Source organism: Leucobacter sp. NPDC077196, from assembly GCF_040687075.1.
Taxonomy (GTDB): domain Bacteria; phylum Actinomycetota; class Actinomycetes; order Actinomycetales; family Microbacteriaceae; genus Leucobacter.
The window spans coordinates 19337-33436 of record NZ_JBFBML010000010.1 but is presented as its reverse complement, the minus strand read 5'-3'; the positions used below and the strand labels follow the sequence as shown (position 1 = coordinate 33436).

Below are 14100 nucleotides of genomic sequence, written 5' to 3'. Positions count from 1 at the left end.
GTCGTCGCACTCGGTTGCGCCTCGCGCGGAATCGCTCTGCGTCAACCGCCGAGTGGAGGATACTGGGAGGGTGCCCCTGTACCGCGAGCAAGGCGTTGTGATCCGCACCCACAAGCTGGGTGAGGCGGATCGCATCGTCACGATGCTCTCGCGGGATCGCGGGCTGCTCAGGGGAGTGGCGAAAGGCGTGCGGCGCACCTCATCGAAGTTCGGTGCCCGGCTAGAACCGTTCATGGTCGCCGACGTGCAGTGCTTCGAGGGTCGCTCGCTCGACACCATCACTCAGGCGGAGACGCTCGGCGCCTACGGCCCTGCCATCAGTGCGGATTACGACCGCTACCGCGCCGGCAGCGTGATCGTCGAGACCGCCGAGCGCCTTGCCGAAGGCGACCCTTCCCGACCGCTGTACGAGTTGCTCGTCGGTGCGCTGCGCACGCTCGCGGCCGCACGGATTCCGCCCGAACTCGTTCGCGACGGGTATCTCCTGCGCGCGCTGTCGATCGCCGGGTGGACGCCCGGATTCGTCGATTGCGTGCGCTGCGGTGCACCTGGGCCGCACACCGCGGTCGTCGTGCAGCTCGGAGGTGTCGTCTGCGAGGAGTGCCGCACCCCCGGGTCACCCCGTCTCGACCCGGGGAGCATTCGGTTGCTGGGCGCGCTGCTCTCGGGAGACTGGGAGGGATCGCTGGCCGCATCGGAGCGAGAACGCGGCCAGGCTGCGGGGATCGCCGCAGCCTACGCGCAGTGGCAGCTCGAGCGCGGATTGCGGTCGTTCAGCGCGCCGCGGCGCTGAGCACGCGGCGAGTCCTCCGCCCCCTACACTGGCAGGCATGCACCGCGCCCCGACCTCCCTCGTTCCGGTCGATTGGACCGGTGAGCAGCCCCCGAACTTCACGGGCCAGCCTCCCGGGCACGTCGCCATCGTCATGGACGGCAACGGACGCTGGGCGAATCGGCGGGGCCTCGCACGCGTCGAAGGCCATCGCATGGGGGAGCAGGCGCTTCTGGACGTGGTGGCCGGTGCCATTCAGGCCGGGGTGAGCCACCTAAGCGTCTACGCATTCTCGACCGAGAACTGGCGACGATCGCCCGACGAGGTGCGGTTTCTCATGGGATTCAACCGCGACGTGTTGCGACGTCGCCGCGCACAGCTCGACGCGTGGAACGTCCGCATGCGCTGGGCGGGGCGTCGCCCGAAGCTTTGGGGATCCGTCATCAATGAATTGCAGGCCTCCGAACGGGCGACCGCGTCCAATACTGGGCTCACGCTCACGATGTGCGTGAACTACGGCGGCCGCAACGAGATCACCGACGCGGTGCGCTCCATCGCCGCCGATGTGCGCGCCGGCCGTCTGTCGCCGAACGGCATCACCGAGCGCACCATCGAGCGGCACCTGTACGTACCCGAGCTGCCGAACGTCGACCTCTTTCTGCGCAGCTCCGGTGAGCAGCGCACCAGCAACTTCATGCTTTGGCAGTCAGCGTACGCCGAAATGGTCTTTCTCGACACGCTGTGGCCGGATTTCGGCAGGCAGCAGTTGTGGAAGGCGATCGGCATGTATCACGATCGCGATCGACGCTTCGGCGGTGCAGTCGACACGCCCAGCGGATCCTGATCTGCGAGAATGGTAGAGATATGACTTCCCAGACTCTCGGTGACGCCCGCCTGCGCATCGGGCCGCTCGCACTCGATGTGCCCGTCGTGCTCGCCCCCATGGCCGGTATCACCAATACGGCTTTCCGGCGGCTCTGCCGCGAATACGGCGCGGGCCTGTACGTGAGCGAGATGATCACGAGCCGCGCGCTCGTCGAACGCACGCCCGCGTCGTTGCGCCTCATCAAGCACCATGAGAGCGAGACCCCGCGCTCGATCCAGCTCTATGGCGTAGACCCCAAGACCGTGTCCGAAGCCGTGCGCTTCCTGGTCGACCAAGACCTCGCCGATCATATCGACCTCAACTTCGGGTGCCCGGTTCCGAAGGTCACCCGCAAGGGCGGCGGCTCCGCGCTGCCGTGGAAGAGCGATCTGTTCCGCGCGATCGTCGAGGGGGCGGTGCGGTCTGCGGGTGACATTCCGCTCACGGTGAAGATGCGCAAGGGCATCGATGAGGATCACCTGACGTACCTCGACGCAGCGCGTGCCGCCGAGGGCGCCGGCGTGGCCGCAATCGCGCTGCACGGCCGTACCGCGAATCAGTTCTACTCGGGCCAGGCCGATTGGAGTTCGATCGCGACGCTCAAGGAGACCATCACGAGCGTTCCCGTGCTCGGCAACGGCGATATCTGGTCGGCCGATGATGCGATCCGGATGGTGCGCGAGACCGGGTGCGATGGCGTTGTGGTGGGGCGAGGATGCCTCGGGCGCCCGTGGCTCTTCGGCGACCTGGCTGCGGCGTTCCGCGCCGAGGCCGGCGAGATCACGGCAGAGGAAGCCGCGGCGTCGATCGCTCAGCCGCCGCTCGGGTTCGTGATGGACGCGATGCGCCGCCACACCGAGCTGCTCGTCGAGTTCTACGACGACGACGAGCCGCATGCGTGCCGCGATATCCGCAAGCACGTTGCCTGGTACTTCAAGGGCTACGGGGTCGGCGGCGACACGCGTCGCGCGCTGGCGGCCGTCGAATCGCTCGAGCAGATGGGCGAGATCTTCGCCACGATGGATGCCTCACTGCCGTACCCCGGCGAAGGCGCCGAAGGGCAGCGCGGTCGCGCCGGCAGCCCGAAGCGGGTCGTGCTGCCGGACCGCTGGCTCGAGAGCCGCACGAGTGAAAACATCGACTACGCCGATCTGGCGGAGGCCGAGCGAGACGACTCGGGTGGGTGAGTCCGGGCTGCCCGACGGGTACGGGTCTGACGACGCTGAACGCTACGTCCCGGAGGCGCATTCGGGGTCGCGCAGCGATTTCGCGCGCGACCGGGCTCGCGTGCTGCACTCGAGCGGCTGGCGGCGACTCGCGGCGAAGACTCAGGTGCTCAGCCCCACCGCTGGCATCGATTTCGCGCGGAACCGTCTGACGCATTCCCTTGAGGTCGCGCAGATCGGCCGCGAGCTCGCCGTCTCCCTGAACCTTGCGCAGGACGTGGTGGACACTGCGTGCCTCGCGCACGACCTCGGTCATCCGCCCTTCGGTCACAACGGGGAGAAGGCGCTCAACGAGTGGGCTGTCGACGCGGGCGGGTTCGAGGGCAACGCGCAGACGCTCCGAGTGCTCGCGCGACTCGAACCCAAACGGTTCACCTCCGACGGTGCGAGCGTGGGGTTGAATCTGACCCGCGCGACGCTCGACGCCAGCTGCAAGTACCCCTGGAGCCTTGCCGAGGCCGAGCCCGGCAGCGCGAAGTTCGGCTACTTCGCGGATGATGCTCCCGTCTTCGCGTGGCTGCGCACGGGAGCGCCGGAGCGCAGGAAGTGCGCCGAGGCCCAGGTGATGGATCTCTCGGATGACATCGCCTACTCGGTGCACGACTTCGAGGACGCCGTCGTCAGCGGGTTCATCGACCCCGAGATTCTCACCGCCCGCTCAGGCCATGAGTCGCTGATCCGTGCCGTGTCGGAGTGGGCCGGCGGATCGTTCTCAAGCGATGAGCTCGGGGCGGCATACAATCGCATTTCTGAATCGGAGACGTGGCTGACGCGCTGGGATGAGAGCCGGGCGCACCAGGCGCAGTTGAAGAACTTCACGAGCGAGATGATCGGTCGATTCGCGCGGGCCTCGATCGGGGCGACTCTCGAGGCCGCCGACGGGTCGCCGCTCGCCCGCTACAACGCCTCGATCATCGTGCCGCAGGAGATCCGTTCGGAGATCGCCGTGCTCAAGGGAATCGTCGCAGCCTTCGTCATGGCGAGCGGACGTCGCCAACCGACCTACCGACGGCAGCGCGAACTGTTGAGCGAACTGCTCGAGGTGCTCTGGGAGTCGGGGGAGAGTGAACTCGAACCCGCCTTCGCTGCCGACTTTCGGGTCGCCCCCGACGACGCCGGGCGCCGTCGCGCAATCGTGGATCAGGTGGCTTCGCTGACGGATCAGTCGGCCATCGCGTGGCACAAGCGGCTGTGCGATGTTCCCTTGGTCTAGCCCACTCGATTCGCGCCCGACCACTTCGCTCTGAGCATCGCGCGGACGCCGGGCGCAGCGGCCTGCGCGCAGTAGACTGTGCAGCTATGGCAGGTCGGATCCGTGCGAGCGATATCGAGGAAGTGAAGCGTCGCACGAACCTCGCCGATCTCGTGGGCGATTACGTCACGCTGAAGAACGCCGGGATCGATTCGATGAAGGGGCTCTGCCCGTTTCACGATGAGCGCAGCCCGAGTTTCCACGTGCGGCCGGCACTCGGGTACTACCACTGCTTCGGGTGCGGAGAGTCGGGCGACGCCTTCACGTTCTTGCAGCGCATGGACCATCTCACGTTCGCCGAGTCGGTGGAACGGCTCGCCGCGCGCATTCACTATGGCCTCACCTATGAAGAGGGCAACTTCGCCCGTGAAGACGGACCGAACCGCGCTCGCCTCCTCGCCGCCAATACCGCTGCTGCCGAGTACTTCCGTGCGCAGCTCGCCGGCGCTGAGGCCGTTACCGCGCGCGAGTTTCTCACCCAGCGCGGCTTCGACGAAGCCGCGTGCGAACGCTTCGGCGTGGGGTATGCGCCGCGCGGCTGGGACGGTATGAGCGGTCATCTGCGCGGGCTCGGTTACACGCCGCAAGAGCTCGTGCAGTCCGGCCTCGCATCCGAGGGGCAGCGCGGCGCGTACGATCGCTTCCGCGGACGCATCGTCTGGCCCATCCGCGACACGAGCGGGCAAACGCTCGGCTTCGGCGCACGCAAGCTGTATGAAGACGATAACGGACCGAAGTATCTGAACACGCCCGAGTCGCCGGTATATCACAAGTCCCAAGTGCTCTACGGGCTCGACCTGGCAAAACGGGCGATCTCGCGCGGCAAGCGCGCTGTGGTCGTCGAGGGCTACACCGATGTCATGGCGTGCCATCTCGCGGGGGTGGAAACCGCAGTGGCGACCTGCGGCACGGCCTTCGGCAAGGATCACATCGCGGTGCTGCGGCGCATCATGGGCGATGACTCCGCGGCCGAGGTCGTATTCACCTTCGACCCCGACGAGGCGGGTCAGAAAGCGGCGCTGCGCGCCTTCAGCGAAGAGAAGCGCTTCACCGCCCAGACCTATGTGGCCGTGGCTCCCGACGGGCTCGATCCGTCCGATCTGCGCCAGCACCGCGGCGACGAGGCCGTTCGCGAGCTCTTCACACGCAAGCTGCCGCTGTTCGAGTTCGCCCTCCGGCGAGCCGTTTCGCGCTTCGATCTCAACAGCGTGGAGGGGCGGGTCGCCGCGCTGCGCGAGGCGGCCCCCATCATCGCTGAGATCAAGGACCCGTCGCTGCGGCCGGGATACACCCGCGAACTGGCGCGCATGCTGGGCGCTGAGCTCGGCGAGGTGCAGCACGCGGTGCGCAGCGCCGAGCGCGCTCCGCGCAACACTGAGCGCAATTCGCGGAGCACCGAGCGCAGCGAGCCCCAGCGGCCGAGCGACCAGTATCAGAATCAGCGCGATCAGCGTCAGAACCGGAACCAGCGCCAGCGTTCGCAGGATCAGCCGAATCAGCAGCCTTCCGCACGTCGAGGAGGGTCGACCCAGCGCGAGGATCCGTACGCCGACGGTCCGAGGGATCGGTACGAAGCGTCGAGCGACCCGTATGGCGGGTACGAGGATCCGCACGGTGTTTCCGCACCCGCACCCGCACGCCGCATCGGCCTCTCATCGCTGCGAAATTCTCCCACCACTTGGCTCGAGCGCGACGCCCTCATGGCGATGCTGCAGCAGGGTGAATCGGTCGGCGCGGAACTGCTGCAGCAGGCGGTGACGGCGCAGGTGCACGAACCCGATCTCCGCATCGTGCGCGATGCGCTCGGCGCGGGGCTGCCGGTGCTCGGTGCACCGACCTGGTGGGATACGGTGCTGGACGCGGCGCCCGAGACGCACCACGGACTGATTCGCGAACTCGCAATGGCGCCCATGCCGCAGCGCAACCTCGATCAACTCGCCGCGTACTCGCGCGACGTCGTGGTTTCGCTGCTCGACCGGGATCTCGTGGAGCTCAAACGCGAGCTGCTGGCACGGCACCAGCGCATCGGGGACTCCGCCGATCCTCGCGCTCGGCAGATTCAGCAGCAGCTCGTCGCGCTCGAGTCGGCCCGCCGCAGTCTGCGCGCTGAATAGGCGGCGTGCCGGAAGCGCTGCACCCGCAGGTATCGGGATGCCATAGGCTGCTGGACAGCCGGAGCGCACCACGAGCCACCGAGGAGAATCCAGGATGCCCCACCCCGTAGTCGACGCCGATCCCATGATCCGCGTCTCCGACCTGTCGCTCTCGTATCCGGCTCATGCTGGAGGCCGCGAGTTCGAGGCCGTGGAGGGGCTCTCGTTCGAAGTCGCTCGTGGCGACGTGTTCGCGCTTCTCGGCGAAAGCGGTTCGGGAAAATCGACGCTCGCGAAATTCCTCGCGGGACGTGGTCCGGAGGCCACCGAGAAGTCGAGTCGGATCAGGCTCACCGGCGGTGAAGCCGCGGTCATGGATGTGCCCATGCATCGCCTGTGGCGGCGCACACGTGCTCGACTCACTGCATACGTGGGCTATCTCGCGCAAGACGCCGGCGCGACGTTGACACCAGACCTGAACGTGGGCGATATCTTGTTCGAGCCCATTGTCGAACGGAGCAAGCACTTCGATCGAGACGAACTCGGAGAGCGCATCGCGGAGATGATGGATATCGTCGCGCTTCCGCTCGCCAAACTGCAAGAGTACCCGTACGAACTGTCGAAGGGGCAACGGCAGCGCGTCGCGGTGATGCGTTCGCTCATGCTCGACCCGACCCTGTTGATCGCCGACGAGCCCACGCTGGGAGTCGATGCGAACAACCGCCCGAAGATCGTGGAACTGCTGCGGTGGTATCGGGAGCGCAGCAGCGCGACGATGCTACTCATCAGCCATGACATCGGCATGCTCGAAGCACTCGTGCAAGACGTGCTCGTCATGCAGCAGGGGCGATTGGTGGGGCGAGGCGACATCAACGAGATCTTTCGCAATGCGGATCACGGCTACGTGCAGCGTCTCGCGCAGGCGCTGCGGGCGACCGCATACGACGAAATCGCTGAGGAATAGTGGCGGCACCGACAGACCTCGTGACCGCGACACACGTGAAGAATCGCCCGGCCCGACCCGATTTGCGCACCCGCTTCGGGGCTTGCTAACCTAGTCTGGTTGCAGTCGCAATGATCCCCTGTAGCTCAGTTGGCAGAGCGCTTGACTGTTAATCAGGATGTCGCTGGTTCGAGCCCAGCCGGGGGAGCGAGCATAGCCCTTACCCTTGCGGTAAGGGCTTTTTCGTTTCCACCCACTGCGAGCAGGAGGCGCAATGACAGTGAATGGATCTTCGGGCCGTGCAGGGGCGCGCGTGATCAGCGTTCCGCCCTACGGAGCTCCCGAAGTCGACGAGACTGCGTGGGTCGCTCCGGGCGCCGTGGTCGTCGGCAATGTGCGCATCGGTGCGCAGTCGAGCGTCTGGTACAACGCAGTGCTGCGCGGCGACTCCGACGCCGTCCGCGTGGGGGAGCGGAGCAATATTCAAGATGGAGCGGTGGTGCACACGCAGCGGGGCGACGCCGCGGTCATCGGCGACGATGTATCCGTGGGGCACCTCGCAATGATCCACGGCGCCACGATCGAGAACGGCTGCCTCATCGGAATGCACGCCACCGTGCTGACGGGTGCCGTCGTAGGGACCGGAAGCCTCGTGGCTGCCGGAGCAGTCGTGCCGCAGGGAATGGTCGTACCGCCCCACTCGCTCGTCGTCGGCGTGCCCGGACGCGTGGTGCGCGCACTTCGCGAGGAGGATCGCGATACCGTGCGCTTGAACTCGGCTCGGTACCTCGAGACAACGGAGCACCATCGCGCCGCGACACGCGACGAGTGACGCCCCGTTCGTGCTGGAGTGGCCGATGCAGTATGATCGGTGAGGTGCTTCGGCACGACGCGCTGCATGCTTATGGCAGCTCGGGGATGTAGCTCAATGGTAGAGCCTCAGTCTTCCAAACTGATTACGCGGGTTCGATTCCCGTCATCCCCTCCATTCGCAGGCCCCGCTTATGCGGGGCCTGTTGCGTTTTCGGCGTGGTGATGCGCACGGGCGGTCGGTTTCGCAGGGTTCTCCCGCCCGCTGCAGCGCACGCGTGCGCACATCGGCTAGACTTGCTCGGGTTGTGCGCGTCCACGCGCCCATCACGATGGATCACCCGGGTATTCCGGGGCGTAGCTCAGCTTGGCTAGAGCGCCCGCTTTGGGAGCGGGAGGTCGCAGGTTCGAATCCTGTCGCCCCGACCAGGGTCCGCCGGCCCGAAACCGGCATCCGAACGACATTCTGATGATGAGAGGCCAAATTGCCGAAGACGACAGCTGAGAAGCTCACTGCGACCCGCGCCAAGCTGAGCGTGGAAGTTACGCTCGACGAGCTGGAGCCCTACCTCAAGCAGGCGTACAAGACCATCTCCGAGCAGGTCTCGATCCCCGGGTTCCGCAAGGGCAAGGTCCCCGCTCCGATCATCGATCAGCGCGTCGGTCGCGAGGCCGTCATCCAGGAGGCCGTCAACAGCTCGCTCGACGACTTCTACCAGGCAGCTCTCGCCGAGGCGGATGAGCGACCCATGGGGCGTCCCACCGCAGACGTCGAGCAGTGGCCCGAGGCCAAGAACCCGGAAAGCACCCTCGTGCTCGCGTTCGAGGTCGAGGTGCGCCCCGACTTCACGCTGCCCAAGTACGAGGGTCTCAAGCTGACCGTCGACAACGTCGAGGTCGACGAGAGCGCCGTCGACGCCGAGCTGACCAAGCTCCGCGAGCGCTTCGGCACCCTGGTCACGGTCGATCGCCCGGCGAAGACCGGCGACTTCGTCGAACTCGACCTCACCGCAACGATCGATGGCAACGAGGTCGATCAGGCAAGCGGAGTCTCGTACGAGGTCGGCGCGGGCAATCTGCTCACCGGCACCGACGAGGCCGTCGAAACGCTCACCGCCGGCGAGACCACCAATTTCACCTCCCAGTTGCTCGGCGGCGAGCACGAGGGCCAGGACGCCGAGGTCGAGCTCACGCTCACCGCGGTGAAGGAGCGCGAGCTTCCCGAGGCCGACGACGAGTTCGCGCAGCTCGCCAGCGAGTTCGATACGATCGCGGAGCTCCGCGAGAGCCTCAAGGACCAGGTCTCGCAGGCCTCCGTCTTCAGCCAGGGCCAGCAGGCACGTGATCTGTTCACCGCAACGCTCATCGAGCAGGCCGGCATCCCCGTCTCGGAGGAGCTCGTCGAGGAAGAGGTGCACCGTCACCTCGAGGGCGAAGGACGCCTCGAGGACGACGAGCACCGCGCAGAGGTGCGCAAGTCGTCGGAGGAGCAGATCCAGCTCCAGCTCCTGCTCGACGCGATCGTCGAGGCCGAGGGTGTCACGCCGACGCAGAACGAGCTCTCGCAGTACATCTTCCAGTCGGCGCAGCAGTACGGCATGGAGCCCACCCAGTTCTTGCAGGCCATCAGCCAGGGCAACCAGATGGGCGTGATCCTCGGAGAAGTCACTCGCAACAAGGCGCTCGCCATTGCGCTCTCCAAGGCAGAGGTCGTCGACCAAGACGGCAAGCCCGTCGACCTGAGCGAGTTCACCGCTGTCGACACGGACGATGAGGCCGAGGTCGCGGACGAAGCCGAGGAGACCGTCGAGGCTGCTCAGACCGAGGCAGCGGCTCCCGCCAAGAAGTCGTCGGCGAAGAAGTCCGCGAAGGCGTCGACCGATGCCGCACCCGCTGACGATGAGGACGCGAAGAAGGCCGCGCGCTCGGCAGCAGCGAAGAAGGCCGCAGCGACCCGTGCCGCGAAGAAGGCTGCAGCTGAGGCAGAAGCCGCAGGCAAGTAGGCAGCACCCGCTGTACCAACGATCCCCCGTCTCTGTACTCGAGGCGGGGGATCGTTGCATATGGCGGCGCCATGCGCCCACGGCGAACACGGCTCCCGAGGCGCGAACGACTCGGTACGCTCGAACCAAGCAACAACGAATGGAGCGCCGCATGGCTGAACAGACGCCACCGAACAGCGTGTTCGAACGACTGCTGAAGGACCGTATCATCTGGCTCGGTTCCGAGGTGCGTGACGACAACGCGAATGAGATCTGCGCCAAGATCCTGCTGCTGGCGGCAGAGGATCCGAAGGCCGATATCTACCTCTACATCAACTCGCCCGGTGGCTCGATCACCGCCGGCATGGCGATCTACGACACGATGTCGTTCGTTCCCAACGACATCGTCACCGTCGGCATCGGCATGGCCGCTTCGATGGGGCAGTTCCTCCTCACCGCCGGCACCAAGGGCAAGCGGTACATCACGCCGAATGCGCGCGTGCTGCTCCACCAACCGCATGGCGGCTTCGGCGGAACCGCGAGCGATATCCAGACCCAGGCGCAGCTCATCACGTCGATGAAGAATCGCCTCGCCGAGATCACCGCCGCGCAGACCGGCAAGACCCTCGAGCAGATCAATGAAGACGGCGACCGCGACCGCTGGTTCACCGCAGATGAGGCGCTCGAGTACGGCTTCATCGACTTCATCCGCGATTCAGCCACCGATGTCATCGGCGGCGGCGGCACCAGCAACTAACGTGACGGACAGGAAGCAACTGACTCGATGAATACTCCATACATGCCCCAGTCCGGTGGGTCGAGCCTGCAGATGCCCGATTCCCGCTACGTGCTTCCCTCGTTCGAGGAGCGCACGGCCTACGGGTACAAGCGCCAGGATCCCTACGCCAAGCTCTTCGAGGATCGCATCATCTTCCTCGGCGTTCAGGTCGATGACGCATCAGCCGATGACGTCATGGCGCAGCTCCTCGTGCTTGAGAGCCAGGATCCCGAGCGCGACATCACGATGTACATCAACTCTCCCGGTGGCTCGTTCACCGCGATGACGGCGATCTACGACACGATGCAGTACATCCGCCCGCACGTGCAGACGGTCTGCCTGGGTCAGGCGGCGTCCGCGGCCGCCGTGCTGCTTGCCGGCGGCACCCCCGGCAAGCGCCTCGCACTGCCGAACGCGCGCGTGCTGATCCATCAGCCCTCCAGCGGCCAGGGCGGACACGGGCAGGCATCGGACATCGAGATTCAGGCGCGTGAGATTCTTCGCATGCGCGAATGGCTCGAAGAGACGCTGTCGAAGCATTCCAAGCGCAGCATCGAAGAGGTGAATCGCGACATCGATCGCGATAAGATTCTCAGCGCGCAGGAGGCGTTCGAATACGGACTCGTCGACCAGGTGCTGACGAGTCGGAAGAACCCGCAGCCGGTCATCGCGAAGTAGTCAACCGGAGCCTCGGGGGCGACCCCGGGGCTCCGGCGCGCCGCCCATCAATGTCTGAGGCTCCCGCTAGTCTCGAAGGCATCGGATCAGACCGAGTTAGGTGAAGGAGCTCCGCATGGCGAAGATCGGCGAAAGCAGCGAGCTGCTCAAGTGCTCCTTCTGCGGTAAATCGCAGAAGCAGGTTCAGCAACTCATCGCCGGCCCGCAGATCTACATCTGCGACGAGTGCGTGGCTCTCTGCAACGAGATCATCGAGGAGCGCCTTGCAGAGCATCAGACCGGGGAGACGTCGGACTTCACGCTCCACAAGCCGCGGGAGATCGCGGACTTCCTCAACCAGTATGTGATCGGGCAGGATCGGGCGAAGCAGTCGCTCGCCGTCGCGGTGTACAACCACTACAAGCGCGTCCGCGCTCTTTCTTCGCTCGCCAGTGCAGACGTCGCTTCGGAGCAGGTCGAGATTGCAAAGTCGAACATTCTGCTCATCGGGCCGACAGGATGCGGCAAGACGTATCTCGCGCAGTCGTTGGCACGACAACTCGGAGTGCCGTTCGCGGTGGCCGACGCCACAGCTTTGACCGAAGCCGGATACGTCGGCGAAGACGTCGAGAACATCTTGCTGAAGCTGTTGCAGGCGGCCGACTTCGATGTTGCACGGGCCGAGATGGGCATCATCTACATCGATGAGATCGACAAGATCTCCCGCAAAGCCGAGAACCCGTCGATCACGCGCGACGTGTCGGGCGAGGGCGTACAGCAGGCGCTGCTGAAGATCCTTGAGGGCACGGTCGCTTCGATTCCGCCTCAGGGCGGGCGCAAGCACCCGAACCAGGAATTCATCCAGCTCGACACGACAAACGTGCTCTTCATCGTCGCCGGCGCATTCGCTGGGCTCGAGGAGATCGTCGGATCGCGCCTCGGCAAGGGCGGCATCGGATTCGGTGCGCCAGTATCGAGCAAGCGCAACGACGACCAGCTCTTCGCTCAGGTGCAACCCGAAGATCTCCATAAGTTCGGCCTGATTCCCGAGTTCATCGGTCGTCTGCCGATTGTGGCGACGGTCGATCCGCTCGACGTCGAAGCGCTGACGCGTATTCTCACCGAGCCAAAGAATGCACTCGTGAAGCAGTACCAGCGGATGTTCGAACTCGACGGCGTGAGTCTCGAATTCGAAGATGCCGCGCTCGAAGCCATCGCCGAACTCGCCGTCGAACGCAAGACCGGCGCTCGTGGTCTCCGTGCAATCCTCGAAGGGATCCTCGGGCCCGTCATGTTCGAGGTGCCTTCCGACGGTGACATCACGAAGGTCATCGTGACCCGGGAATCGGTAAACGGGGAAGCTGCACCGCGCGTGCTGCAGTCGCGCGGAGGCCGCGAGAGCGCGTAAGTCGATGCGCTCTCTGTGCGGTTCATGGGCTCCCGCGGCGGGTCTCAGGCTGCGCAATGACGTTAGGGGTGACGAATCTCCTCGCCAGGCTCCCAGGTGCGGCCTGCGATGGAACGCACGTGCCACGTGCCTGACTCGTCGCGCTCGACCTCAGAGATAGCGAGATTCTCCGCCCGGGGCACCTCATCTGCAGGCAACCCCGAGATGTCCGCGAGCAGATGCCGGATGAACGAACCGTGTGTCACCGCGATGACGCGACCATTGCGAAACTCGTCGGCGATGCGGTCGAGTGCCGATACCCCCCGCTCCGCGACCTCGTCATGGCCCTCCATGCTCGGGTACTGGCGAGACGGCCAGTGCTCGAGGGCGACGCTGTGCGACAAACCTTCCGCATCGCCGAAGGAGCGCTCGACGAGCCCCTCGCACGTCACCGGGTCGTAGCCGAGCCGCTCGGCGAGAATCTCGGCCGTCTGCCGAGCCCGGAGCAGCGGACTCGTCACGACAGCGTCCCACATACCTTCCCGTGAGAGTCGCTCGGCGAGGTCGCTGGCTTGCTCTCGGCCGGTGGCATTCAGCGGAATGTCGGTGCGACCCTGCATGCGACCGGCGAGGTTCCAATCGGTCTGGCCGTGTCGAACCAGTGCGACGAGCGCGGTCACCCGATGGTGCCAGAGAGGTCGAAACTCACCAGGACTGATCCATCTTCCTGGGGAATCTGCAACGCCGTGACGCTGAGTGCACTGTTCGTCAGCGTCGCTGCGACACCGCCGTCGGCCGTCTCGGATCGGTCGGCCTCGGCGAACCCGCTGGCGTCGACGATCGATTGCCAGAGTGCATCCGCAGTCGCTGCATTCTTCGCGTCGAGCACGAGATACCACTCGTTCGCCGAGCGTTCACCGGCATCGTCAATGGCGGCGGTCTCGGGCAGGACGAAGCTCTCGCTCGGGAACGACGCGGGAAGGCTACGAGACTTCGGAGTATCCTGCGGGTCGCCCTGCTGCGGCCAGCCGCCCTCGCTGTCACTCGATGCCGCTCCCTGGGCTTTCTGAACGCCCTCGTTCTCGACTGAGGCGTCGCTGCCGGCGTCATCGTCCGCGCCGGCGCTGTCGGCCTCGCCCGAGTTCCCGCCCGCCCCAGTGTCACCACCGTGCGCGTCTGCCGAAGCCGACGAGGATGCGTCCGCGCCCTTCGACTCGTCGACGCTTGAGGGCTCGGGTGCGCAACCGCTGAGGCCGATGAGCAGTGCGATTGCCGCTGCGAGGCTCGCGCTGGAACGCGTAGCCGAGCGTTCGCTTCCGTGGAACATAATACTCC

13 protein-coding genes and 3 tRNA genes are annotated in these 14100 nt (G+C 65.8%); 14 read left to right on the top strand and 2 right to left on the bottom strand.

The window, feature by feature from the left end:
- The first annotated feature begins 70 nt into the window (after positions 1-70).
- The 14 genes from recO (at position 71) to clpX (ending at position 12786) form a co-directional block, all read left to right on the top strand.
- The gene (gene recO / locus AB0O71_RS10790) at positions 71-793 is read left to right on the top strand and encodes a DNA repair protein RecO (protein WP_363745118.1); all 723 of its coding nucleotides are present in this window, start codon (positions 71-73) and stop codon (positions 791-793) included.
- Between the two features lie 37 nt (positions 794-830).
- Positions 831-1616: an isoprenyl transferase gene (locus AB0O71_RS10785; RefSeq protein WP_363745116.1), complete on the top strand. Its 786-nt coding sequence runs from the start codon at positions 831-833 to the stop codon at positions 1614-1616.
- 20 nt (positions 1617-1636) lie between these two features.
- On the top strand, positions 1637-2824 hold the full coding sequence (gene dusB / locus AB0O71_RS10780; protein WP_363745114.1) for a tRNA dihydrouridine synthase DusB: 1188 nt from the start codon (positions 1637-1639) through the stop codon (positions 2822-2824).
- Entirely contained in the window at positions 2817-4076 is a 1260-nt protein-coding gene (locus AB0O71_RS10775; protein WP_363745112.1) for a deoxyguanosinetriphosphate triphosphohydrolase, read from the top strand. The genes dusB and AB0O71_RS10775 overlap by 8 nt, the downstream gene beginning before the upstream one ends.
- Before the next feature lie 86 nt (positions 4077-4162).
- Complete coding sequence (dnaG, locus tag AB0O71_RS10770) at positions 4163-6229, top strand: DNA primase (RefSeq protein ID WP_363745110.1); 2067 nt, start codon at positions 4163-4165, stop codon at positions 6227-6229.
- Between the two features lie 94 nt (positions 6230-6323).
- A complete protein-coding gene (locus tag AB0O71_RS10765) occupies positions 6324-7172 on the top strand; it encodes an ATP-binding cassette domain-containing protein (protein WP_363745108.1) in 849 nt (282 codons plus the stop codon).
- A 114-nt stretch (positions 7173-7286) separates the two neighbouring features.
- Positions 7287-7359: transfer RNA gene (locus AB0O71_RS10760), tRNA-Asn, on the top strand.
- 66 nt (positions 7360-7425) lie between these two features.
- On the top strand, positions 7426-7983 hold the full coding sequence (locus AB0O71_RS10755; protein ID WP_363745106.1) for a gamma carbonic anhydrase family protein: 558 nt from the start codon (positions 7426-7428) through the stop codon (positions 7981-7983).
- An 82-nt stretch (positions 7984-8065) separates the two neighbouring features.
- Positions 8066-8139: transfer RNA gene (locus tag AB0O71_RS10750), tRNA-Gly, on the top strand.
- Between the two features lie 173 nt (positions 8140-8312).
- A tRNA-Pro gene (locus AB0O71_RS10745) sits at positions 8313-8390 on the top strand.
- 56 nt (positions 8391-8446) lie between these two features.
- Positions 8447-9964, top strand: coding sequence for a trigger factor (tig, locus tag AB0O71_RS10740; protein ID WP_363745104.1), 1518 nt, complete (start codon positions 8447-8449; stop codon positions 9962-9964).
- Entirely contained in the window at positions 9861-10700 is an 840-nt protein-coding gene (locus AB0O71_RS10735; protein ID WP_363745102.1) for an ATP-dependent Clp protease proteolytic subunit, read from the top strand. The genes tig and AB0O71_RS10735 overlap by 104 nt, the downstream gene beginning before the upstream one ends.
- A gap of 27 nt (positions 10701-10727) precedes the next feature.
- Positions 10728-11399 (top strand): ATP-dependent Clp protease proteolytic subunit, encoded by a 672-nt coding sequence (locus AB0O71_RS10730; protein ID WP_339972371.1) that lies wholly within the window; start codon positions 10728-10730, stop codon positions 11397-11399.
- Positions 11400-11514: 115 nt separating this feature from the next.
- The gene (gene clpX / locus AB0O71_RS10725) at positions 11515-12786 is read left to right on the top strand and encodes an ATP-dependent Clp protease ATP-binding subunit ClpX (RefSeq protein WP_363745100.1); all 1272 of its coding nucleotides are present in this window, start codon (positions 11515-11517) and stop codon (positions 12784-12786) included.
- Between the two features lie 62 nt (positions 12787-12848).
- Here the strand turns inward: clpX and AB0O71_RS10720 are convergent, their stop codons facing one another.
- Both AB0O71_RS10720 and AB0O71_RS10715 read right to left on the bottom strand, forming a co-directional pair.
- Positions 12849-13445, bottom strand: a complete 597-nt coding sequence (locus AB0O71_RS10720) for a histidine phosphatase family protein (protein ID WP_363745098.1) — start codon at positions 13443-13445, stop codon at positions 12849-12851.
- The gene (locus AB0O71_RS10715; RefSeq protein ID WP_363745096.1) at positions 13442-14092 is read right to left on the bottom strand and encodes a hypothetical protein; all 651 of its coding nucleotides are present in this window, start codon (positions 14090-14092) and stop codon (positions 13442-13444) included. Before AB0O71_RS10715 ends, AB0O71_RS10720 begins: the two co-directional genes overlap by 4 nt.
- Between the last annotated feature and the right edge of the window lie 8 nt (positions 14093-14100).

What these genes read in the sequence shown, in the direction of transcription:
- AB0O71_RS10785 (WP_363745116.1), top strand. Translation starts at nt 831, where the DNA reads ATGCACCGCGCCCCGACCTCCCTCGTTCCGGTCGATTGGACCGGTGAG.
- dusB (WP_363745114.1), top strand. Translation starts at nt 1,637, where the DNA reads ATGACTTCCCAGACTCTCGGTGACGCCCGCCTGCGCATCGGGCCGCTC.
- dnaG (WP_363745110.1), top strand. Translation starts at nt 4,163, where the DNA reads ATGGCAGGTCGGATCCGTGCGAGCGATATCGAGGAAGTGAAGCGTCGC.
- AB0O71_RS10765 (WP_363745108.1), top strand. Translation starts at nt 6,324, where the DNA reads ATGCCCCACCCCGTAGTCGACGCCGATCCCATGATCCGCGTCTCCGAC.
- AB0O71_RS10755 (WP_363745106.1), top strand. Translation starts at nt 7,426, where the DNA reads ATGACAGTGAATGGATCTTCGGGCCGTGCAGGGGCGCGCGTGATCAGC.
- AB0O71_RS10735 (WP_363745102.1), top strand. Translation starts at nt 9,861, where the DNA reads ATGAGGACGCGAAGAAGGCCGCGCGCTCGGCAGCAGCGAAGAAGGCCG.
- AB0O71_RS10730 (WP_339972371.1), top strand. Translation starts at nt 10,728, where the DNA reads ATGAATACTCCATACATGCCCCAGTCCGGTGGGTCGAGCCTGCAGATG.
- clpX (WP_363745100.1), top strand. Translation starts at nt 11,515, where the DNA reads ATGGCGAAGATCGGCGAAAGCAGCGAGCTGCTCAAGTGCTCCTTCTGC.
- AB0O71_RS10715 (WP_363745096.1), bottom strand. Translation starts at nt 14,092, where the DNA reads ATGTTCCACGGAAGCGAACGCTCGGCTACGCGTTCCAGCGCGAGCCTC.